This window comes from Stenotrophomonas sp. GL_101, from assembly GCF_057835675.1.
Genome location: NZ_CM174432.1, coordinates 3,362,338 through 3,383,965 on the forward strand (window position 1 = coordinate 3,362,338; position 21,628 = coordinate 3,383,965).

The window sequence follows — 21,628 nt, forward strand, 5'->3', positions numbered from 1 at the left end:
CACGGAAAATCAGCGTGTCATCGGCGTGCCTTGCGGCATTCTGCATAATGAATGCCCGTTTCACATGTGAGATACGCGCGTCCATGTCCCGTTCCACGTCCCTCATGGCGGCCATCGCCAGCACCCTGCTGCTCGGCGCCTGCGCCAGCACCGGCCCGGTTTCCAGCGCCCCCGGCGCGGTTGCGGTCGACGTTCCCCCCGTGGCCCACCCGGCCGGCGAAACGCCCCAGTGGTGGTACCGCAGCGGCGCCGCCCGCGCCGCCGGCAGTGGCGCCATGGACGGTACCGCCAAGAACGTGATCCTGTTCCTCGGTGACGGCATGAGCCTCACCACCGTCGCCGCCGCGCGGATCTTCGAAGGCCAGCGCAACGGCAACCCCGGCGAAGAGAACCTGTTGTCCTGGGAACGTTTCCCGGCCACCGCATTCAGCAAGACCTACAACACCGACTCGCAGACCCCCGACTCGGCCGGCACCATGACCGCCATCACCACCGGCGTGAAAACCCACATGGGGGCCATCGGGGTCAGCGCCGGCAGCCGCAACGAGTGTGCCGACAGCCTCGACAAGGGCCTGCTGACCTGGCTGCAGCTGGCCGACAGCGCCCACATGGCCACCGGCATCGTCTCCACCGCCCGCCTCACCCACGCCACCCCGGCCGCCACCTACGCGCACTCGCCCGAGCGCAACTGGGAAAACGACACCGACCTGCCCGAAGCAGCCAGGGCGGCCGGCTGCAAGGACATCGCCCAGCAGCTGTTGTCCACCGCCCGTTTCGGGCGCGGCCCGCTGGTCGCCCTGGGCGGCGGCCGTGGTGAATTCACCACCGTCGAAGAACGCGACCCCGAATACGACGACAAGGTCGGCCAGCGCCTGGACGGGCGCAGCCTGGTCAGCGAATGGCAGCAGGCCCACCCGCAGGGCGCCTATGTCTGGAACGCCAAGCAGCTGCAGGCGGCCGCCAACGCCCCGGCCATCCTCGGCCTGTTCGAGCCGGACCACATGCGCTATGAAATCGAGCGCAAGGACGACCCGGCCGGCGAGCCCAGCCTGGCCGAGTTGACCAAGGCGGCCATCACCACCCTGTCCCGGCAGAAGGAAGGTTACGTGCTGATGGTCGAGGGCGCCCGCATCGACCACGCCAACCACAGCGGCAATGCCTACCGCGCCCTGAGCGATACCGTGGCCCTGTCCGATGCCGTGCGTGCCGCGGTGGAGGCAACGTCCGACCAGGACACCCTGATCATCGTCACCGCCGACCATTCGCACACCCTGAACTTCGTCGGCTACCCGGCGCGTGGCAACCCGATCCTGGGCAAGGTCAAGGACAAGGGCGGCGAAGACGGTGCCGGTGCGCTGGACGTGGCCCGCGACGGCCTCGGCCTGCCCTACACCACCCTCAGCTACGCCAACGGCCCCGGCTACACCGGCGTCAGCAACCAGCAGCCGGCCGGCCCCAAGACCTATCCGCACAACCCGAGCAGTTTCGAGGCCGCCAACGGCCGCCCCGACCTGAGCCACGTCGACACCGAGCATCCCGATTACATGCAGGAAGCTTTGGTACCGACCAAGAGCGAAACCCACGGCGGCGAAGACGTCGGCATCTGGGCGAGCGGCCCCGGCAGCAAGGCCATCCGCGGCACCATGGAGCAGAACGCGATCTACCACATGATCGTCCAGGCCACCCCGCGCCTGCGCCAGCGCCTGTGCGAGGCCGGTACCTGCGATGCCAAGGGCGTGCCGGTCGACCTGCCCAAGCCGACCGCGTTCGAGCGCAAGGCCGACACCCCCTGATGGCTGCCACGCTCCCGGGCGTGGGTTACCGGGGCCGCAGTGCGCGGCCCCGGCCGCTGCTGCGGGCCAGCCTGTGCTTCGGCCTGGTGGCTGCCGCCAGTGCACAGGCCGCCGGCCCGGCCTGCCAGCAGCTGACCGAGGAAGACGGCCTGCAGGCACTGCCCGGCTGCACCGTGGTGGATGGCAGGCCGCAACTGGACGCTGCGCTGCTGCGGCGCCTGGACTACGACACGCATGGATTGGCGACGCTGTATGTCGGCGACAGCTTCCACTACGTCACCGGCCAGGGCCGCACCCAGGCGGTGATCACCTGGGACAACGGTCCGGATTATCTCGAAGAAGGCCTGCTGCGCGGCCGCGTCGGCGATCGCGTCGGCTACTTCACGCCCGATCTGGCCGCCGCGTTCCCCGCCACGTTTGATTTTGCCTGGCCGTTCTCCGATGGCATCGCCCAGGTCTGCAATGGCTGCCACCGTGGCACGCCCGACAACCACGGGCACACGCCCATGCAAGGCGGCGAGTGGTTCCATATCGACCGCCGCGGCCAGCGCGTGCCCGATCCGGCAGGCCCATGAGCCTGCGCGCATGGCCGTCGGCGTCGCCAGCCTTGATACTGCCCGCCTGACCGAGCTGCCCACCCCGATGTCCACCTCCCTGCCTGCTGTCCCCGCATCGCCCGCACCGACCCTGGTCGGTTTCAGTGGTGGGCACGATTCCACCGTGCTGCTGCACTGGCTGGCGCAGTCGGCGGCGCAACGTGCGGCCGGGCTGCGGGCCATTCACGTACACCATGGCCTGCAACAGGATGCCAATGCCTGGGCCGACCACTGCCAGGCGCGCTGCGCGGCATGGCGGATCCCGCTGCAGGTGATCCATGTCGATGTCGCCCGCGACAGCGGCCAGGGCCTGGAAGCGGCGGCCCGCAATGCGCGTCGCGATGCCTTTGCCCGCGCCCTGCAGCCGGGGGAACAGCTGGCGCTGGCCCACCATCGCGATGACCAGGCCGAGACCTTCCTGCTGCGTGCGCTGCGCGGCTCCGGGGTGGACGGACTGGCCGCGATCAAAGCGCAGGCCGGTTTCGCCAGCGGCAGCGTATGGCGGCCGCTGTTGCAGGTACCACGCGCCACCTTGCGCGACTACGCGCTGGCCCACGGCCTGCACTGGATCGACGACCCCAGCAACGCCAGCGACACGGCCGACCGCAACTTCCTGCGCCTGCACGTGTTGCCGTTGCTGCAGCAACGCTGGCCGCATGCCGATGCGGCGTTCGCGCGCAGTGCCGCGCTGTGCGCGCAGGCGCAGGTGCTGCTGGACAGCGGCGATGAAGCCGCGCTGCGGCGCTGCACGCTGGCGCCAGGCGTGCTGGACAGCCTGCGCGTACTGCGGCAGCCGCCCGAACGGCGTGCGCGGCTGCTGCGCCAATGGGTACGCAACTGCGGCCTGCCGCCCTTGCCTGCCGCCGGCGTGGAGGCGATCGAACGCGAGCTGCTGCCCGCCGCGCATGACGCCGATGCGCAGTTCGCCTGGCAGGGCGCGCGGATCCGGCGCTGGCGCGGCGAGCTGCACCTGCTGTCGGCCACCCTGGCGTTGCCACCGCACTGGAGCGTGCATTGGGATGGCCGTGCTGCGCTGGCCCTGCCCGATGGCGGCCAGCTGGAACTGCTGGGCGTCCAGCGCTTCCAAACGCCGCTGCAGATCCGCGCACGACGCGGCGGCGAGCGCATCCGGTTGCCCGGGCGCACCCACTCCCATGCGCTCAAGGACCTGCTGCAGCAGGGCGACCTGCCGCCTTGGCAGCGCCGCCAGTTGCCATTGCTGTTCGATGACGCGGTGTTGATGGCGGCCGGCGACCGGGTCATTGCCGCGCCCCTGCAGCACTGGTTGGATGAACACGGCGCACGCCTGCGCTGGACGCCGGGCATCGCGTGAATTGACCCCGCCGGATTGGCGCATCACACTTGCCGCATGCCCAAGAAGTCCCCCAACGAAACCTCCCCGGTCGCCCACTTCGAGCAGTCGCTGGAAGAACTGGAACAGCTGGTGGAGAAGATGGAAGCCGGTGACCTGAGCCTGGAACAATCGCTCAGTGCCTACGAGCGCGGCGTCGGTCTGTATCGCCAATGCCAGCAGGCACTGGAACAGGCCGAACTGCGCGTGCGCCTGCTCAGCGACCCGGCCCGCCCCGACACTGCCGAACCCTTCGACCCGCCCAGCCATGACGGTTGAGGTGACGTTCGCGCGGTGGCGCGATCGCATCGAAAGCCAGCTCGACGCCAGCCTGCCCTCCCCCGATCATGCCCCGCAGCGTCTGCACCAGGCGATGCGGTATGCGGTGCTCGGGGGTGGCAAGCGCATGCGTCCGCTGCTGGTCTACGCCAGCGGCCAGGTGTTCGGTGCCGATGAGCACGCTCTGGATGCACCGGCGATGGCGGTGGAACTGATCCACGCCTATTCGCTGGTGCACGACGACCTGCCGGCGATGGACGACGATGCCTTGCGTCGCGGCCGGCCCACCACCCATATCGCCTTCGACGAAGCCACTGCGATCCTTGCCGGCGATGCGCTGCAGACCCGTGCGTTCGGCCTGCTGGCCGATGCGGCGCTGCCCGCACTGCTGCGGGTGCATTGCCTGCAGGCGCTGACCCAGGCCTCGGGCGCAGCCGGCATGTGCGGTGGCCAGGCGCTGGACATCGATGCCACCGGCCATGCGCAACCGCTTGAATCGCTGCAGCGCATGCATGCGCTGAAGACCGGCGCGCTGATCCGCGCGGCGGTGCGCATGGGTGCGTTGTGCGGGGAGGCGCCGCAGCATGAGCTGCTGCAGCTGGACGATTTCGCCGATGCGCTGGGCCTGGCGTTCCAGGTGCGCGATGACATCCTCGATGTCGAAGCAAGTTCCGAGCAACTGGGCAAGACCGCGGGCAAAGACGCGGCACAAGCCAAGTCGACCTTCCCTGCGCTGCTCGGCATGGACGGCGCCAAGGCAGCACTGGCCGCGCTCCGCCAGCGCATGCACGACAGCCTGGCCGGCTACGACGAGCGCGCCGATGCGTTGCGTGCGTTGGGGCGGTTGGCGGTGGAACGGAATCACTGACGCGCCTGTCGGCAGCCCTTGCGGGTGGATCTGCGGCCGCCTGCATTCTCGACACGCAGGCACCGACGCCTTGCGCTGTAGGTCACCACCGTTGGTGGTGACGCTGATCCCACCATCACCCGGGGCGTTGCGGCAAACCAGGAGCCTCGGCGCTCTGCCGGGGGTTCTTGGTGCGTGGTTGCTGCGGTGTCTTCGCCCGTACATCGCGCGAGCGTCCGGGCCCCTTGGCGACCTGCAGGCCCTTTCGCAAATGTCCCCCGACCGCCGCCTGCGGCGACGGCCTCCTCCTTTATTTTGCCAAGGGCCTGCAGGCCGCCAAGGGGCTCGGCTTGCGGTACGCGAACGGCGGTATCCGCGCATGGCGTGGATCTGCGGCCGTCGGCATTCTCGACACGCCGGGACCGATACCCCGGTAGGTCACCACCGTTGGTGGTGACGCTGATCCCACCATCACCCGGGGCGTTGCGGCAAACCAGAAGCTCGGCGCTCCGCCGGGGGATCTTGGTGCGTGATTGCTGCGGTGTCTTCGCCCGTACATCGCGCGAGCGTCCGGGCCCCTTGGCGACCTGCAGGCCCTTTCGCAAATGTCCCCCGGCCGCCGCCTGCGGCGACGGCCTCCTCCTTTATTTTGCCAAGGGCCTGCAGGCCGCCAAGGGGCTCGGCTTGCGGGACGCGAACGACTGTATCCGCGCATGGCGTGGATCTGCGGCCGTGGGTCACCACCGTTGGTGGTGGCGCTGATCTGTCTGCTGCCTTTGCCGGAAATGCGCGATGGACAAAAAAAAACGCCCGGGAATCCCGGGCGCTTCTGTTTGCCACACGCTGCGCGGATTACTTGATCAGGCGCAGGGTGAACGGGTAGCGGTAGGCTTCGCCGTTGTTGGCCTTCATGCCGGCCAGGATGCACAGCACCAGGTTGGCCACCCACACGGCCGCCAGCATCAGCGTGCCGATCAGCACGACTACCAGGATGCTCGAGATGATGTAGGCGATTGCCACGGTGATCTGGAAGTTCAGTGCTTCCTTGGCCTGGTCGTTGACGAAGGGCTTGTTGGTGTCGTCCTTGTTCACCAGCCAGATGATCAGGGCACCGATGAAGCCGGTGAAGATACCCAGCAGGTGCGCCACCAGCGCCATGGTGCGCTGGTCGGCCGGGGCTTCGCCTGCCGGTGCCGGCGGCGGGGCGGTGACGTTCTCGAAATCGCTCACGTGGAACTCCTTGTTCGATAGGTATCTGTGGGTGGTGCGCGGCAGGCTCCCCGCCTGCCAAGGGCAGCGCCCATAGAATACGTCAATCGTTGCCCGCAACGGTCATCCGGCCGACCAGGATCGACCCTACCTGCACGTGCGACCGGTGGTCCACATCGCTGCCCACCGCCTCGATGCTGGCGAACATGTCCTTGAGGTTGCCGGCGATGGTGATGCCGTCCACCGGGTAGCTGATTTCGCCGTTTTCCACGCGGAAGCCGCCCGCCCCGCGCGAGTAGTCGCCGGTGACGCCGTTGACCCCCTGGCCCATCAGTTCGGTGACCAGCAGGCCCTCGCCCATCTGGCGTGCGATCGAGGCCAGGTCGCCGGCGTTGGCAGCGACCTTGAGGTTGTGCACGCCGCCGGCATTGCCGGTGGTGACCAGGCCCAGCTTGCGCGCCGAGTAGCTGCCCAGGATGTAGCGCTGCAACACGCCATCGGTGATCAGCGCGGCATTGCGGGTGGCCACGCCATCGCCATCGAAGGCCGACGAGCGCAGCCCGCGGCGCAGCAACGGCAGTTCATCGATCTGGAACCAGTCGGGGAACAGGCGCGTGCCGACACTGTCAAGCAGGAAGCTGGCGCGCCGGTACAACGCGCCCCCGGAGACCGCGCCGAGCAGGCTGCCGATCAGCGAGCGCGCCACTTCCGGTGAATACAGCACCGGCATCTGCGCGGTGGCCATCGAGCGCGGCTGCAGCCGGGCGACGGTGCGCTCGGCGGCGCGGCGGCCGATCGCCTCGGGCGATTCCAGGTCTTCACGGGCCAGCGCGCTGCTGTACCAGCCGTCGCGCTGCATGCCATCGCCCTGCCCGGCAATCAGTGCACAGCCGATCGAATGGTGGCTGCTGCGCTCGCGGCCGATGAAACCGTGCGAGTTGGCATACACCGACAGGCTTTGCGCGGTCGCCGCCGAGGCGCCATCGGTATTGCTGATCCGCCGATCGGCCTGTCGCCCGGCCGCTTCGCAGGCCAGCGCCAGGTCCAGCGCCTGGTCGGCGCCCAGCGCCCAGGGGTGCCAGCCGTCCAGGTCGGGGAAGTGCTGGGCCATCAGGTCCGGATCGGCCAGGCCGGCCGCCGCGTCGTCCTCGGTATGCCGGGCGATCGCGCAGGCCTGGGCCACGGTCGACTCCAGGCTGGTGTCCTGCAGGTCGGCGGTGCTGGCGCTGCCCTTGCGCTGGCCGAAGTAGACGGTCACCGCGATGCCACGGTCGCGGGTCGATTCCACCGTTTCGACCTCGCCCAGGCGCACGTTCACATCCAGCCCGCGCTCGTCGCTGCAGCTGACCTCGGCCTGGCTGGCGCCCATGGCCCGGGCCCGCTCCAGCAGGCGTTGGGAAATATCGGCCAGCTGCTCCAGGCGCTGCAGGCTGTCGTCGGCCGGGGAGACTTCAGGGGAGATCACGTTCAATGCTTTATCCTGTACAGGTGAGTGCCTGGCGCAACGCGGGGCACAGTTTACGGATGTGGAAATAAGACGATGCGCGGACGCGACGAAGATACCGGTGAATTCCTAGACATCAGCCGTAGCCAGAACCGCCGGGACGCACTGGACGTGCTGGCCCTGGGCGAGAAGCTGGTGGGACTGACCGCCGCGCAGCTGGCCCGGGTGCCGGTGCCCGAAGACCTGCTGCCGCATATCGCCGAGGCCAAGCGGATCACCGCCCATATCGCCCACAAGCGCCAGCTGGCGTTCCTGGCCAAGCACATGCGCCGCGAAGACGACGCCACCCTGGATGCGATCCGCGACGCGCTGGATGCCAGCAGTGACACCGGCCGCCGCGAAGTGGCCATGCTGCACCGGGTGGAAGACTGGCGCGGGCGCCTGCTCAAGGACGGCGACAAGGCCCTGGCCACGCTGCTGGACGAATACCCGCAGGCCGACCGCCAGCAGCTGCGCACGCTGGTTCGCAATGCGCTGGCCGAGAAAGCCAAAAACAAACCGCCGCGCGCCTTCCGCGAGATCTACCAGGTGCTGCGCGTGCTGATGCTGCCGGGCGCGCTGGGCCTGGACGGCGCTGACGCCGAGCCGGACAGCGACGTGGCCGAGGACAGCGACAGCGACGGCGACGCCCAGGACTGAGCGGGGCTGCCCACGCAGCGGTGCCAGCCGGTGGCTGGCCCGCACATCGCCGAACACGGTAAGCGCGCGCATCGCCGGGCTCAGGCCTGGGTGCCGCCCACGGTGATGCCGTCGATCAACAGCGACGGCTGGCCCACGCCCACCGGCACGCTCTGCCCATCCTTGCCGCAGATGCCCACGCCCTCATCCAGGGCCAGGTCGTTGCCGATCATGCGCACCTTCTGCATGGTTTCCGGGCCGTTGCCGATCAGGGTGGCGCCCTTCACCGGCGCGGTCACCTTGCCGTCTTCGATCAGGTAGGCCTCGGTGGCCGAGAACACGTACTTGCCACTGGTGATGTCGACCTGGCCGCCGCCGAAGTTGACCGCATACAGGCCCTTCTTCACCGACCGGATCATTTCTTCGGGGTCGTGCTGGCCGGCGCGCATGTAGGTGTTGGTCATGCGCGGCATGGTCATGTGCGCGAACGACTCGCGGCGGCCGTTGCCGGTCGGGGCCACGCCCATCAGGCGGGCGTTGAGCGAATCCTGCATGTAGCCGACCAGGATGCCGTCCTCGATCAGCGTGGTGCACTGGGTCGGGTGGCCTTCGTCATCGATGTTGAGCGAGCCGCGACGCCCGTCCAGGGTGCCGTCATCGACGATGGTCACGCCCGGCGCGGCCACGCGCTCACCGACGCGACCGGCGTAGACGCTGGTGCCCTTGCGGTTGAAATCGCCTTCCAGGCCGTGGCCCACCGCCTCGTGCAGCAACACGCCCGGCCAGCCCGGGCCGAGCACCACGGTCATCACCCCGGCCGGGGCCGGAATCGCCTCCAGGTTGACCAGCGCCTGGCGCAGCGCTTCGCGGGCGAAGCGCTCGGGGCGATCGTCGGCGAACAGTTCGGCATAGCTGTAACGGCCACCGCCGCCGGCATAACCGGCCTCGCGGCGCCCCTGCTGCTCGACGATCACCTGCACGTTCAAGCGCACCAGCGGGCGGATGTCGGCGGCCAGCACGCCGTCGCTGCGCGCGATCAGCACCGTGTCCACGCCGCCGGACAGGCTGACCATCACCTGCTGCACGCGCGGGTCGGCCACGCGCAGGTAACGGTCCAGGCGCTTGAGCACCTCGACCTTGGCTTCGTTGCCGATGCTGTCGATCGGGTCCAGCGCCGGGTACAGCGCGCGCCCGCCGCCACTGACCAGTGACCGCGCCTGCTGCGCCCCGCCATCACGCGAGATCGCACGGGCCGACTGTGCCGCAGCCAGCAGCGCATCGCTGTGGATGTCATCGGAGTAGGCAAAGCCGGTCTTCTCACCGGCGATCGCGCGGACACCCACGCCCTGCTCGATCGAATGGGCACCGTCCTTGACGATGCCGTCTTCCACGCTCCAGCTTTCGCGCCGGGCATGCTGGAAATACAGATCGCCAAAATCGATGCCCGGCCCCAACAGGGTGCCGAAGGTACGTTCGAGGCGGCCGGCATCCAATCCGGCGGGCAGGAGCAGGCGTTCGTTGGCAAGGCGGAGAGCGTTATCGGTCATGGCATCTATCTGAGGGCGCAGGCTGCGTTCGCAACCCTTGCGTGGAAGGGGGTCAGCGCACCGGCGGCGGCACTGTGGCCGGTGCCGCGCGCGGGGGCGGTGCGTCGTCACGGTCAATCACTTCAACCTTGGGTTCGGCCCACGGCCCGGTAACGCGGTAGGTCTTGGCGCCGATTTCGCCCAGCGGCTTGCCCAGCACCGCGTTGGCGGCCGCACCCACCGCCGCGCCGACCGGGCCGCCAGCGACCGCGCCGACCACGGTCAGCAGGTTGCCCGCGCGCGGGTTGACGTCGATGGTCTGGTCGAACTGCTGCCGGCGCAGGTCGGTCTGCCCGCGGATACGGATGTTCGCCGCCGGCCCTTCGATCAGCACCTTGTCGGTGGTGGCCATGCCGTTGGCGAAGTCCAGCGTGCCCTCCACCTGGTTGAAGGCAAAGCCCTTGGAGAAGAAGTCGCGGAAGTCGAACATCAGCCGTCGCGGCAGCTGGGTCACGCTGAGCAGGCCCAGCACCCGCCCGGCGCCCGGCTCCAGCTCCAGCAGCTGGCCATTGCGGGCATGCACCTGCATCTGGCCCTGGAGGGCGCCCAGCTGGAAGTCCGAGGGGCCGCCCTGCCAGCCCGCCTCCAGCCGCAACTGGCCCTGGCCGCCGCGCAGCTGGCCACCGTAGTCGAGGTTCTGCATCAATCCCCCCAGGTCTTCGCTGTTCACCTGGACCGTGACCTGGGTACGCGCGGCCTCGCCCATGCCCAACCAGCGGCCCTGGATGTCGATGGCCTGCTTGGGCGTGCGGAACTGCAGCTGGTCCACGCTCAGGCCGTTGCCGAACGGGCGCGTCCGCAGCGTCGCCTGGCCGAGCTTGGCCTTGCCGAACTGCAGGTCGTCAACGTCCAGCGCCAGCGGTGGGATCTTCGCCGGGTTGGTATCGGTGGCGCTGGCCTGCACCCGGGCCGGCAGCGTGGCCTCGCTGGGCAGGGCGATCAGGCTGCCGTCGGCGGGGACCTTGGCCGGGGTCGGCAGCGACTGCCAATGCACGCGGCTGAGCTTGCCCACGATGGTGCCGCCCTCGGCGTTGGGCACGCTCAGCGTTCCGGCCAGCGACGGGCCGTCCAGGCGCACGTCAACGGCGGTGGGGCCGGGCCGCAGCTGCAACCGGGTCTGCGCGAACACGCCGCCGGCCAACAGCAGCTGGCCCACCTGCACGTCCACCTGGCGCAAGGGCATCGGGTCCTTGTCGTCGCCGCCATCGGGCGAACGCGCCAGGCCGATCCATTCCAGTGCATCGAGCGAGCCACTACGGCCGTTGACCACCAGGCCGCTGGCCGGCGGTTCGCGGTCCACGCGGTCGCTGCCCAGCGTCACCTGCACGCCGGTCTGGTTGTTGTGGGTCCGCGCGGCCAGGGCCAGGCGTTGGCCGAAGGCCACGTCCACGCGGCCGCTGCCCATCGGCAGCTGCGCGTTGACCGTGGTTGCCAGCGGCACGGCCGCCGCCTTGTCCAGCGGCGCGGGCAGGTCCAGGCGGGTGCCGACCAGGTCCGAGTGCAGGGTCAGCAGGGTCGGCGCTTCGGTCTTCGCGCCGGCCGCCACCTTGGGCAGGGTCACCCCGATCGTCCAGCGCGAGGTGCCCTGGATGTAGGGCTTGAGCCAGTTCAGTTCAGGCGCGCGGTCAAGCAGCTGGCCGGCGTCCAGCGCCGCACTCAGTTCCGATTCGAACCCCTGCCTCGGGTCGCGCACATACCCGCCCGCGCGCAGGCTGAGCAGCCCGTCCTGGCCCAGGTGGCGCACCGCCAGGCCCTCCGCGCCGAATCCGTCGCGACTGTAACGGGCCGGGCCGCGCATGGCGTCGAAGGCCAGGTCGAAACGTTTCTCCGTCAATGCCACCCCGTCCAGGTCCACCGTGCCCTGCAGGTGGCCGCCGCCCTGGTCGGGGTGCATTGGCTGCAACAGGTCGAAGCTGACCGCCGTCGGGCCCTTGGCGGTGAGATTGTCCAGGGTGTCGGCATAGGTCGCGCGCAGGGGGCTCTGCTTGAGCATCGCCAGCAGCGCGCCAGCCTCGGCGCGGGTGGTGGCCTTCACGTACAGCGGGGTCTGGCCGAAATCGACGATGCCGGCGTCGAAATGGTTCACCGCCACCCCGGCCAGGTCGCCACGCCCCTGCAGCGCGAAGCCCGGACCGATGAAGGCGATGTCGGCATCCACCTTGCCCATCGCCGGCCAATCGTGCTGGAAGCGGATGGTGCCGTTGCTGATATGGCCGGTGGCCTCGAAGCGGCCGTTGTTGCGGTCGAACGGCCAGTCGTCCAGGTCACCACTGACCAGGCCGATGCCGCCGCGCACCTGGCCGGAAACCAGCGCGGCATCCAGCCAGTCGGTGGCGCCCTTGCTCATTTTGGAGTGGATCCAGAAACGCTTGGCCGCGGTCATCGGTACGTCGTCGATATCCGCCGCCAGCTGCAGCCACGGGCGGCTGCCGTCGCCCTGGAACCAGACGCTGCCGCGTACGTCAGCCGCGTAGTCGGTACCCTGCACGCGCAGCGCCGGGGTGCCGAAACGCCAGCCACCGGCTTCGTCGCGCCAGCCCACCAGTTGCCCGGCCAGGCGCACGTCATGACGCTGCCCAAACCCGCTGGGCCAGTCGAAGTGCATCACCCGGGTGGGTTGCAGCTGCAGCTGGAAGCCGTTGGCATCGCCACTGACATGCCCCCCCACGCCGCTCAGGCCCGGCGCATGGCCTGCCGGCGCGAAACCGACCTCGGCCAGTTCGCCCTCGATGGACACCGGGCCGCCGCGTTCGGCGGCGATCCGCACCTGGGTCATGCGCGCACGTGGCGCGGCCTGCTGCAACCACTCGCGCAGGCCAGGCTCGATCCGGTCGCTCAGGGCCAGCCCGCGCAACAGCGCGGTGGCGTCGATGTTGTCGCCGGCCAGAGCCATGTGCTGGCCGCCGGCCAGCAGCAGGCCATCCAGGCGCTGCACCTCGCTGTCGCCGGCCATGCCGATGCGCAGGCGCGGCGCATCGGCGCGCCAGCCGCCTTCGATCCAGCGCCAGCGCGCGCGCAGCTGCAGGGTATCCAACTGCAACTGCGGCCGCTTGCCCGCGGCCAGCGGCGCGCCGCGCAACTGCAGGTCCTGCAGGTCGGCGTCGGCGGTGACCATGACCGCACGGTTATCGCGCAGGTCCACCCACGCATTGAGCTCGCCGGTGCCCTGCTGCAGCGATACCCCGCCGAACTGCAACAGCGGGGACCAGGCGCGGAAGTCGGCCGGGTCGGCCGACAACCAGGCCTGGCCATCACCGCGCCGGCGATCAAAATCCAGTACCGCCGTCAGCGGCAGGCCATCGGCATCGGCCCACGCCCGCGCGCCCACGCGCAGGCGCTCACCGTTCACGCGCAGGCGCAGGTCGATGCGCGGCAGCTCGGCGTGCAGGCCCAGCGACGGTGCTTCCACCCGCAAGCGGCCGCCGATCACCTGCAGTTCGCCCAACCGGCGCAACGCCTCCAACGGATCACCGGCGCCGCCCTGGGGCAGCCCACGCACCGACCAGCGGCCGTCATCGGCACGCTGCAGCACCAGCGCCAGGCCACGCAGGCGCAGCTCGGTGAGCGAGTGCCCGGGCAACAGGCCGGCATACATCGACACCAGCACCTCGGCCTCGCCGATGGCGATGCCCTGGCCTTCGCCGATGCGCAGGCCGGTCAGTTCCAGCAACGGGCCGCGCCGGGTCCAGGTGGTCTGCAGGTGATCGAAGCGCACCGGCTGCCCGGCACGCGCGCTCAGCCAGGCGGCCACCTTCTCAGGATGGCGCTCGACCAATGGCAACACTTGGCTGACGGTGCCCACCAGCACCGCCACACAGACCAGTACGATCGCCATGGCATACACAACATGGCGGCGAATCCTTCGCAGTCGCAGTCGCAGTGGCGTGCTCATCGCAACGCGACGGTGCCGGCGCGCTGGCGCGCCAGCGGGCGAAGGTCAAAGCAGTACGACATCGAACTGCTCCTGCAGGTACTGCTCGTCCGCCTGGAAGCGGATCGACTTGCCCAGGAATTCCTCCAGCTCGGCCACCGCCGCCGATTCCTCATCGGTGATCCGCGCCACCACCTTGGACGAGGCGATCACCAGCAGGCGTGCCGCATCGAACTGGCGCACCGCGCGGGTGATCTCACGGAAGATTTCGTAGGTGACCGTCTCGGCGGTCTTGATCGAACCGCGCCCGCTGCATTCCGGGCACGGCTCGGAAAGCTGCCGTTCCAGGCTTTCCACGGTGCGCTTGCGGGTCATTTCAACCAGCCCCAGCGGCGAGAAATCGTAGACGGTGGTCTTGGCGTGGTCGCGCGCCAGCGCCTTTTCCAGCGTGCGCAGCACCTGGCGGCGATGCTCGGCGTCGGTCATGTCGATGAAATCGATGATGATGATCCCGCCCAGGTTGCGCAGCCGCAACTGCCGCGCCACCGCCTGCGCCGCCTCCAGGTTGGTGCGGAACACCGTCTCTTCGAGGTTGCGCTGGCCCAGGAACGAGCCGGTGTTCACATCGATGGTGGTCATCGCCTCGGTCTGGTCGATCACCAGGTAACCGCCGGACTTGAGCGGGACCTGCTTCTCCAGCGCGCGGCCGATCTCGTCCTCGACCCCGAACATGTCGAAGATCGGGCGGTCGCCGCTGTACAGCTCGATTTTTTCGGCCAGCACCGGCATGTACTTGGCCACGAACGCCTGCAACTGGGTGAAGGTTTCCTTGGAGTCCACCTTGACCTTGTCCACGTCCTTGCGGATCAGGTCGCGCACCGAGCGCAGCGGCAGGCTCAGGTCTTCATAGATCACGCTGAGCGGGGCGGCATCGCGGCCACGGCGCTCGACCACGTTCCAGACCCGCGACAGGTAGGCCACGTCCTCGGCGATGGCCTCGGCCGGCTGGCCTTCGGCGTTGGTGCGCACGATGTAACCGTAGCCCCCGTGCTGGGCCGACAGTTCGGTCACCAGCGACTTCAGGCGGGCACGCTCGGTCTCGTCCTCGATCCGCGCCGACACGCCGACCACCTTGGACTGCGGCAGCAGCACCATGTAGCGCGAGGGAATGCTGATCTGGGTGGTCAGGCGCGCGCCCTTGGTCCCGATCGGGTCCTTGACCACCTGCACAACGATGTCCTGGCCGTCGCGCAGCAGTTCCACGATCGGCACCGAGGAGGGGGGCGGCAGCGTGGTGCCCTCGGTATCGGCACTGGCCACCGGGGCCGGGCGGATCACATCGTTGGCGTGCAGGAACGCCGCGCGCTCCAGCCCGACCTCGACAAAAGCCGCCTGCATGCCCGGCATCACCCGCTGCACCTTGCCCTTGTAGATGTTGCCCACCACCCCGCGGCGCCAGCCACGTTCGATGTGCAGTTCCTGCAGCATGCCGTTCTCGATGACGGCCACGCGGGTTTCGCGCGGGGTGACATTGACCAGGATTTCTTCAGACATGGGCGACTCCCTTCAGTTCAAACGTCCGCAGCAACTGCTCGGTCTGTTGCAGGGGCAAACCCATCACACCCGAATAGCTTCCCGCCAGGTGGCGGATGTAACGTTCGGCACCGCCCTGGATGGCGTACGCGCCGGCCTTGCCCATCGGCTCGCCGCTGGCCACGTAGGCTGCGATCGCGTGCGCGTCGATGTCGATGAAACTGACCTCCGAGACCACCAGCACGCCGGCCTGGCGACCGCGGGCGGCCACCGCCACGGCGGTCATCACCTGGTGGGTGCGCCCGGACAGGGCGCGCAACATCGCAGCGGCATCCTGCGCGTCGGCCGGTTTGCCGAACACCCGGCCGTCCAGCACCACTTCGGTATCCGAGCCGATCACCACCGCCCCGGCATCGTCCTGGACCAGCGCCAGCCCGGCCCGCGCCTTGTCGGCGGCAACCCGCTGGACGTAATCCAGGGCGGCTTCGTTGGCGGCACGGACTTCGGGCACCTCAAGGTCCAGCGCCTGGAACGGTCGATCCAGGCGGGTCAGCAATTGAGTGCGTCGGGGGGAGCGGGAGGCAAGATAAAGCATCGCGGAAGCATAACCTGCGGCCACTGTCTGAATCGCGAGCAACCACATCCAATCGTGATCGACCCCGCAAAAGCTCACGGGACGTTCATCGCCCCGACACCAACCTCAACGCCTTCACAAGGAGATGTACATGCGCCGCCCATCCCTGTCCCCGCTGCTGCTCGCCCTGTCCCTTGCCCTGGGAACCTCGATGACCGCCCATGCCCAGTCCCAGCCCGCCATCGCCGTACCGGCCGACGGCACCCTGCTCAACATTTCGGCCAATGCCGAAGCCAAACGCGTGCCCGACGTAGCCACCTTGTCGGCCGGCGTGGTCACCCAGGCCGTGGACGGCAACACCGCCATGCGCCAGAACGCCGAGCAGATGGTCAAGGTACTGGCCGCGATCAAGGCCGCCGGCATCGCCGAGCGTGACGTGCAGACCAGCGGCGTCAACCTGAGCCCGCAGTATCGCTATGCCGACAACGAAGCACCGAAGATCACCGGCTACCAGGCCAGCAACACGGTCAGCCTGAAGGTGCGCGACATCGCCAAGCTGGGCAAGGTGCTCGATGCCCTGGCCGCCCAGGGCGCCAACCAGATCAACGGGCCGCAGTTCGAGATCGACCAGCCCGAGCCGGTCTATGACGAAGCCCGCATCGCCGCGCTGAAGAAAGCCCAGACCCGCGCCGAGACCTACGCCAAGTCGCTGGGCCTGCGCGTGCGCCGCATCGTCAGCATCTCCGAGAGCGGCGGTGGCAACTTCCGTCCGGTGATGATGATGGCCAAGTCCGCCGGGATGGCCGCCGATGCTTCCACGCCGGTATCGCCGGGCGAGTCCTCGGTGTCGGTCAACCTGGAAGTGGTGTTCGACCTGGGCCGGTAACCGCCCCGGCGGCAGCGGACCCACGGTCCGCTCTACGGATTTGTGGTGACGGCGCCTGCGGGCGCCGTCGTCATGTCCGGCCGCCCATTCTGAGCGCCAGCCAACTACCCCTGCCGCCCCTGACTTCCGGGCCGCGCCCCGCTCCGGTATTGCTGTCATTGCGCGGCCCCGCCTTTCAGCCTCCTGCAACCCCGTCGGCCGCGCTGGCACGTTGATGTTCCTGCACATCTGACAAGGAGAGTGGCGCATGGTCCGTACGCATCCGGTAGTCCCCCTGCAACTCGACGTTTCCCGCGTGCTCGGCTGGAGCACCGCATTGGCGGTGCACCTCCTGGCACTGATGCTGCTGCTGATTCCCGCTGCCTATGTCGGCGCCCCGGCCAAGGCCGAACGCATGACCGCCCGCTGGGTAGTCGATCCGCCCAAGCCACCCGAACCGCCCCGACCCATCGAGCAGATGAAACCGGTGCAGCCGGCCCGACCGGTCGCCACTGTGCAGCACGTCGCGCCGCCCTTGCCGCTGCCCACCGCCACCACCGAGGACACCCTGGCGGCGACCGTGCTGCCGGCCAGCGACACCCCGGTGCCGGGCCTGGAAGTGGCCGTTCCCACCCCGGCAGGCGCCGGTGAAGGCGTGCAGCTGCAGTACCGCAGCGCGCCGCCGCCGGCCTACCCCATCGCCGCGCTGCGCAACCATGAGCAGGGCACCGTCCTGCTGCGGGTGCGGGTGGAAGCGGACGGTAAAGCCTCCAGCGTGGTGATCGAACGCAGCAGCGGTTCGCGCACCCTGGACGCGGCCGCCCGCCAACAGGTGCTGCGCCACTGGCGCTTCGTGCCGGCCAAGGTCGACGGCCAGGTAGTCCCGGCCGACGGGCTGGTGCCGGTCAGCTTCTCGCTGCCGGAATAGCCCGGCCACAACGCAATCGACCCGGGGAGCCGGCCACGGCTCCCCGCCCGATCATCGGCGACCCGCGGCGACCCGAATTAAGCAATTTTTCACGACTTCGTCACCTGTTGGAAACCTAGATTGTCGCCGTCGTCACCGATTTCGTGCCGGCCCTTCGTCATTGTAGGTTTTCCCAGTCAGGAGAGAAGCTGTGAAACACCCGATTCAACGGCTCAACAGCAGCCGCAATAGCCTCGCCCAGTCCATTTCCACCGTACTCGCCGGCGGCACCCTGCTGCTCGCCGGGGCGCTGGCATCCTCTTCTGCATTCGCCCAGGAGCAGGCTACCAACCTCGACCGGATCACGGTCACCGGGTCGAACATCCCCCGTACCAATACCGAAACCCCTTCGCCCGTCCAGGTAGTGACGCGCCAGGAAATCGACCGCACCGGCAAGACCACGGTGGCCGAGTACCTGCAGACGCTCACCGCCGACGGTTCCGGCTCGATCCCCAAGACCTTCGGCAATGGCTTCGCCGGCGGCGGTGCGGGCATCTCGCTGCGCGGCCTGGGTGCCGGCTCCACGCTGGTCCTGTTGAACGGCCGCCGCATGGCGACCTACGGCCTGGCCGATGACGGCCAGAAGGTCTTCACCGACCTGAGCACCATCCCGCTTGACGCGGTTGAGCGCATCGAAGTGCTCAAGGACGGCGCCTCGGCGATCTACGGTTCCGATGCCATCGCCGGCGTGGTCAACATCATCCTGCGCAGCGACTTCAACGGCGCCATCCTGCGCGGCTCCTACGGCACCTCCGGTGACGGTGACGGCAACGCCAGGAAGGCCACCCTGACTGCCGGTACCGGCGACCTGGCCACCGATGGCTGGAATGCCTTCTTCAGCCTGGACGTGGGCAAGACCGACGCGATCAAGATCAGCGACCGCAAGAACCGCAAGTGGATCGGCACCGGCGACATCCGCCCGTGGGGCTATGGCAACAACGCGCAGTTCCTTGGTGGGGCCTACCTCAATGGCCGTACCAGCGGCGGTGCCGGTCCGAACGGCTCGGTATTCGACGACCGTGCCGTAACGGCCACCACCCCCGCCTTCCTGGTGCCGCTGCCGGGCTGCCAGGGCCTGACCTCCATCCCGGGCCAGACCGATGCTTCGATCGCCCAGAATGGCTGCCTGTGGGACCCGAACCAGCAGTACCGTGACCTGACCCCGGAAGAGAAGTACGTCAACGTGTTCGGCCGGGCCAGCTTCGCCTTTGGCGAAGGCGGCGAGCTCTACACCGAAATCGGCTACTCCAAGAAGGAAACCACCTTCAGCAACACGCCGTCCGGCGTGTCCGGCAGCTGGGGCTACCCGGAAGGCCCGCGCAACGCCAGCAGCGGCCCCGGTGCAGTGGTGCTCAGCCCGACCCATCCGGACAATCCGATCCAGGGCCAGGCCTCGCGCCTGCGTTACTCGGCCTGGGACGTCGGCCCGCGCGTGACCAACAACACCAACGAGTTCAATCGCTTCCTGGTGGGCGTCAAGGGCAACTGGGGCGACTGGAGCTACGACACCGCCTACCTGCATTCGGGTACCGACCTGATCAACAAGCGCACCGGCTTCCTGCGCTACAGCGCCGTGCAATGCGCGCTGGGCGACCCGGCCTGCGCGGGTGGTGTGTGGCGCATCGGTGACAACGCCGGGCTGAACTCGCAGGCGCTGTACGACTACATCTCCCCGACCATCAGCGCACGAGCCAAGTCCAGCCTGGACATGTTCGACTTCACCGTGTCGCGCAGCCTGATGGACCTCAAGGGCGGCCCGCTCGGCCTGGCCCTGGGTACGGAATGGCGCAAGACCAGCAACAGCCTGACCCCGCAGACCTACACCGACCAGGGCGACATCATCGGCCTGGGCTATTCGGCCTACGACGGCACCCAGAACGTGTACGCCGGCTACGTCGAGCTGTCCGCGCCGGTGCTGGAGCAGTTGGAACTGTCCGGCGCGGTCCGCTACGACAAATATGAAAGCGGTGAAGGCAAGGCCACGCCCAAGCTGGGCGTGAAGTGGACCCCGGCCGACTGGATCGCGGTCCGAGGCAGCTACGCCGAAGGCTTCCGCGCCCCGAACCCGGCCGAAAACGGCGACGGTGGCCTGGCCGCCTTCTCCAATGCTCGCGATCCGGTGCGTTGCGCCGCCAGCCCGCCCGCCGATCTCGGCACCAACTGCTCGTCGCGTCCGGTGGCGATCATCACCCGCCCGAACAAGGACCTGAAGCCGGAGGAATCCAAGAGCTACTCGTTCGGTATCGTGCTGCAGCCCACCTCCAGCACCTCGCTGACCGTCGATGCGTGGCAGATCAAGCGCACCAACGAAATCGCCCAGGGCTCTACCGCCGACGCGATCGCCGCGGGCAACGTGCTGCGTGACATCGACCTGATCAACGGCGTCGCCGGCACCGGCAGCATCCTGGCCGTCAACACGGCCTACATCAACGCAGCCGCGACGCGGGTACGCGGTATCGATACCGACATCCGCCAGACCTTCGATATCGGTCCGGGCCAGTTGGAGATGGACCTGCAGTGGAGCCATGTGCTCAAGTTCGAGCGCACCGATGCTGACGTGACCGTGGACTACGCCGGTACCCACGGCAACTGCGACGTCACCAACTGCATCGGCACCCCGAAGGACCGCATCAACTTCGGCACCACCTGGAAGCAGGGTTCGTGGAGTGTCAGCGGCGTCGCCAACTACATCTCCAAGATGGACAACACCGACTTCCGTGGCCCGGATGGCTCGTACCAGTTCTCCTACGCCGACGGTACCGACGTCACCAAGATCTCCTCGTTCACCACCTTCGACCTCTCCGGCCGTTGGAACATCACCGAAGCCTTCGAGCTGAACGCCTCGATGCAGAACGCGTTTGATCGCATCGCCCCGCTGGATCCGACCACCTACGGTGGCGTGAACTACAACCCGCTGCACTTCAGCGGCGCGATCGGCCGTTACTTCACCGTGGGGGCCAAGTACACCTTCAACTGATGTAAACGCTCTTGGGGAACGAAGAGCCCGGGCATTGCCCGGGCTTTTTGTTGGTGGCTCGCCAACGCACGGACAAAAAAGGTTCTTCTCCCCTCTGTGGGAAAAGCACCAAGGCGCGTTTGGGTTCCTGCATCTGGCCACGCAGGGGACACGCGACAGATGGGTCGAGCGCTGGGCGGCGACCAGCGTCACCACCAACGGGGGTGACCTACCTCCGCAAGGGCATCGGTGCCCGCGTGTCGGGAATGCCGGCGGCCCACGACAAACATCGAAGTGTGCAATTGCGTTCCGCAAGCCGAGCCGCTTGGCGGCCCCGGACGCTAGCGCCATAGCCAAGCGAAGCCCCCGCAAGCTGCAGTCGCCCGGTGGGTGAACCAATCCCCTCACAGGGGAAAAGATCCAAAAAAAAAGCCTCACATCGCTGTGAGGCTTCTAAAACTTGGCGCCCGAAGTTGGACTCGAACCAACGACCCCCTGATTAACAGTCAAGTGCTCTAACCGGCTGAGCTATTCGGGCGGGGTGCGCATTGTAGCCCGTTTTTTGCGCGATGTAACCCGTTTCCCCGCAACAATTTCAGGCGCGATGGTACGGATGGTTGGCCAGCATCGCGGCCGCCCGGTACAGCTGCTCGGCCACCACCAGGCGTACCAGCATGTGCGGCAACGTCAACGGACCGATCGACCACTTCTCGTCGGCCAGCGCCGACACGTCTTCCGAATGACCTTCGGGCCCACCAATCAGGAAGGCCAGGTCCCTGCCCTGCCCACGCCAGTGCTCCAGCCGCTGCGCCAACTGCGCCGAGCTGAGCTGCCGGCCCGGTACGTCCAGTGCCACCACGTACGCATTCTTGGGCAGTGCGGCGATTACCCGCTTGCCCTCGTCATCGGTCGCGCGCCGCGCATCGCGGCCCTTGCCACGCAGTCCCGGCTCGATCTCCACCAGCTCGAACGGCAACCAGTGCGAGAGCCGTTTCTGGTACTCGGCAAACCCCTGCGCCACCCACGACGGGGCGCGCTCACCGGTGGCGATCAACCTGGCTTTCATGTCGTGCTCCTTT

General features: G+C 68.3%; 16 protein-coding genes and 1 tRNA gene. 9 read left to right on the top strand and 8 right to left on the bottom strand.

The genetic code is table 11. The features are described from left to right. Window positions 1–83: 83 nt before the first annotated feature. The 5 genes from AC3IR9_RS14910 to AC3IR9_RS14930 all read left to right on the top strand — a co-directional run bounded on the left by AC3IR9_RS14910 (window position 84) and on the right by AC3IR9_RS14930 (window position 4,887). Window positions 84–1,793: an alkaline phosphatase gene (locus AC3IR9_RS14910; RefSeq protein WP_489291617.1), complete on the top strand. Its 1,710-nt coding sequence runs from the start codon at window positions 84–86 to the stop codon at window positions 1,791–1,793. Further along, a complete protein-coding gene (locus AC3IR9_RS14915) occupies window positions 1,793–2,368 on the top strand; it encodes a WG repeat-containing protein (RefSeq protein WP_489291619.1) in 576 nt (191 codons plus the stop codon). The genes AC3IR9_RS14910 and AC3IR9_RS14915 overlap by 1 nt, the downstream gene beginning before the upstream one ends. Before the next feature lie 67 nt (window positions 2,369–2,435). Then, entirely contained in the window at window positions 2,436–3,722 is a 1,287-nt protein-coding gene (gene tilS, locus AC3IR9_RS14920; RefSeq protein WP_489295849.1) for a tRNA lysidine(34) synthetase TilS, read from the top strand. Between the two features lie 36 nt (window positions 3,723–3,758). Continuing rightward, window positions 3,759–4,019, top strand: a complete 261-nt coding sequence (locus AC3IR9_RS14925; RefSeq protein ID WP_489291621.1) for an exodeoxyribonuclease VII small subunit — start codon at window positions 3,759–3,761, stop codon at window positions 4,017–4,019. After that, window positions 4,009–4,887, top strand: a complete 879-nt coding sequence (locus AC3IR9_RS14930) for a polyprenyl synthetase family protein (RefSeq protein WP_489291623.1) — start codon at window positions 4,009–4,011, stop codon at window positions 4,885–4,887. Before AC3IR9_RS14925 ends, AC3IR9_RS14930 begins: the two co-directional genes overlap by 11 nt. 831 nt (window positions 4,888–5,718) lie before the next feature. On the opposite strand, the gene AC3IR9_RS14935 is transcribed toward AC3IR9_RS14930, so the two are convergent. Continuing rightward, window positions 5,719–6,096: a DUF4870 domain-containing protein gene (locus tag AC3IR9_RS14935; protein WP_489291625.1), complete on the bottom strand. Its 378-nt coding sequence runs from the start codon at window positions 6,094–6,096 to the stop codon at window positions 5,719–5,721. Between the two features lie 82 nt (window positions 6,097–6,178). Further along, window positions 6,179–7,546 carry a metalloprotease PmbA gene (gene pmbA, locus AC3IR9_RS14940; RefSeq protein WP_489291627.1) on the bottom strand — a complete coding sequence of 456 codons (1,368 nt, stop codon included), beginning with the start codon at window positions 7,544–7,546 and terminating at the stop codon, window positions 6,179–6,181. 69 nt (window positions 7,547–7,615) lie between these two features. On the opposite strand from pmbA, the gene yjgA reads away from it, so the two are divergent. Continuing rightward, entirely contained in the window at window positions 7,616–8,218 is a 603-nt protein-coding gene (gene yjgA / locus AC3IR9_RS14945; RefSeq protein WP_489291629.1) for a ribosome biogenesis factor YjgA, read from the top strand. A gap of 80 nt (window positions 8,219–8,298) precedes the next feature. Here yjgA and tldD read toward each other — a convergent pair whose 3' ends face one another. Genes tldD through AC3IR9_RS14965 form a run of 4 tightly spaced genes read right to left on the bottom strand, consistent with a single transcriptional unit; the run spans window position 8,299 to window position 15,782 of the window. Then, on the bottom strand, window positions 8,299–9,744 hold the full coding sequence (gene tldD, locus AC3IR9_RS14950; RefSeq protein ID WP_489291631.1) for a metalloprotease TldD: 1,446 nt from the start codon (window positions 9,742–9,744) through the stop codon (window positions 8,299–8,301). A 52-nt stretch (window positions 9,745–9,796) separates the two neighbouring features. After that, on the bottom strand, window positions 9,797–13,675 hold the full coding sequence (locus AC3IR9_RS14955; protein WP_489291633.1) for a YhdP family protein: 3,879 nt from the start codon (window positions 13,673–13,675) through the stop codon (window positions 9,797–9,799). A 45-nt stretch (window positions 13,676–13,720) separates the two neighbouring features. After that, complete coding sequence (gene rng, locus AC3IR9_RS14960; RefSeq protein ID WP_489291635.1) at window positions 13,721–15,208, bottom strand: ribonuclease G; 1,488 nt, start codon at window positions 15,206–15,208, stop codon at window positions 13,721–13,723. Then, window positions 15,201–15,782, bottom strand: a complete 582-nt coding sequence (locus AC3IR9_RS14965; protein WP_489291637.1) for a Maf-like protein — start codon at window positions 15,780–15,782, stop codon at window positions 15,201–15,203. The genes rng and AC3IR9_RS14965 overlap by 8 nt, the downstream gene beginning before the upstream one ends. A 130-nt stretch (window positions 15,783–15,912) precedes the next feature. Between AC3IR9_RS14965 and AC3IR9_RS14970 the strand changes: the two genes are divergently transcribed. The 3 genes from AC3IR9_RS14970 (at window position 15,913) to AC3IR9_RS14980 (ending at window position 20,570) form a co-directional block, all read left to right on the top strand. Then, the gene (locus AC3IR9_RS14970) at window positions 15,913–16,647 is read left to right on the top strand and encodes an SIMPL domain-containing protein (RefSeq protein ID WP_489291639.1); all 735 of its coding nucleotides are present in this window, start codon (window positions 15,913–15,915) and stop codon (window positions 16,645–16,647) included. Between the two features lie 247 nt (window positions 16,648–16,894). Further along, window positions 16,895–17,554 carry an energy transducer TonB gene (locus AC3IR9_RS14975; RefSeq protein WP_489291641.1) on the top strand — a complete coding sequence of 220 codons (660 nt, stop codon included), beginning with the start codon at window positions 16,895–16,897 and terminating at the stop codon, window positions 17,552–17,554. Window positions 17,555–17,744: 190 nt separating this feature from the next. Then, complete coding sequence (locus tag AC3IR9_RS14980; protein ID WP_489291643.1) at window positions 17,745–20,570, top strand: TonB-dependent receptor; 2,826 nt, start codon at window positions 17,745–17,747, stop codon at window positions 20,568–20,570. Between the two features lie 440 nt (window positions 20,571–21,010). Here AC3IR9_RS14980 and AC3IR9_RS14985 read toward each other — a convergent pair. Both AC3IR9_RS14985 and rlmH read right to left on the bottom strand, forming a co-directional pair. Next, window positions 21,011–21,087, bottom strand: a tRNA-Asn gene (locus AC3IR9_RS14985). A 57-nt stretch (window positions 21,088–21,144) separates the two neighbouring features. Then, window positions 21,145–21,615 (bottom strand): 23S rRNA (pseudouridine(1915)-N(3))-methyltransferase RlmH, encoded by a 471-nt coding sequence (gene rlmH, locus AC3IR9_RS14990; protein ID WP_489291645.1) that lies wholly within the window; start codon window positions 21,613–21,615, stop codon window positions 21,145–21,147. Window positions 21,616–21,628 lie beyond the last annotated feature (13 nt).

What these genes read in the sequence shown, in the direction of transcription:
- AC3IR9_RS14955 (WP_489291633.1), bottom strand. Translation starts at nt 13,675, where the DNA reads ATGAGCACGCCACTGCGACTGCGACTGCGAAGGATTCGCCGCCATGTT.
- AC3IR9_RS14925 (WP_489291621.1), top strand. Translation starts at nt 3,759, where the DNA reads ATGCCCAAGAAGTCCCCCAACGAAACCTCCCCGGTCGCCCACTTCGAG.
- AC3IR9_RS14930 (WP_489291623.1), top strand. Translation starts at nt 4,009, where the DNA reads ATGACGGTTGAGGTGACGTTCGCGCGGTGGCGCGATCGCATCGAAAGC.
- tilS (WP_489295849.1), top strand. Translation starts at nt 2,436, where the DNA reads ATGTCCACCTCCCTGCCTGCTGTCCCCGCATCGCCCGCACCGACCCTG.
- AC3IR9_RS14965 (WP_489291637.1), bottom strand. Translation starts at nt 15,782, where the DNA reads ATGCTTTATCTTGCCTCCCGCTCCCCCCGACGCACTCAATTGCTGACC.
- AC3IR9_RS14910 (WP_489291617.1), top strand. Translation starts at nt 84, where the DNA reads ATGTCCCGTTCCACGTCCCTCATGGCGGCCATCGCCAGCACCCTGCTG.
- rng (WP_489291635.1), bottom strand. Translation starts at nt 15,208, where the DNA reads ATGTCTGAAGAAATCCTGGTCAATGTCACCCCGCGCGAAACCCGCGTG.
- yjgA (WP_489291629.1), top strand. Translation starts at nt 7,616, where the DNA reads ATGCGCGGACGCGACGAAGATACCGGTGAATTCCTAGACATCAGCCGT.
- rlmH (WP_489291645.1), bottom strand. Translation starts at nt 21,615, where the DNA reads ATGAAAGCCAGGTTGATCGCCACCGGTGAGCGCGCCCCGTCGTGGGTG.
- AC3IR9_RS14975 (WP_489291641.1), top strand. Translation starts at nt 16,895, where the DNA reads ATGGTCCGTACGCATCCGGTAGTCCCCCTGCAACTCGACGTTTCCCGC.
- AC3IR9_RS14915 (WP_489291619.1), top strand. Translation starts at nt 1,793, where the DNA reads ATGGCTGCCACGCTCCCGGGCGTGGGTTACCGGGGCCGCAGTGCGCGG.
- AC3IR9_RS14970 (WP_489291639.1), top strand. Translation starts at nt 15,913, where the DNA reads ATGCGCCGCCCATCCCTGTCCCCGCTGCTGCTCGCCCTGTCCCTTGCC.
- tldD (WP_489291631.1), bottom strand. Translation starts at nt 9,744, where the DNA reads ATGACCGATAACGCTCTCCGCCTTGCCAACGAACGCCTGCTCCTGCCC.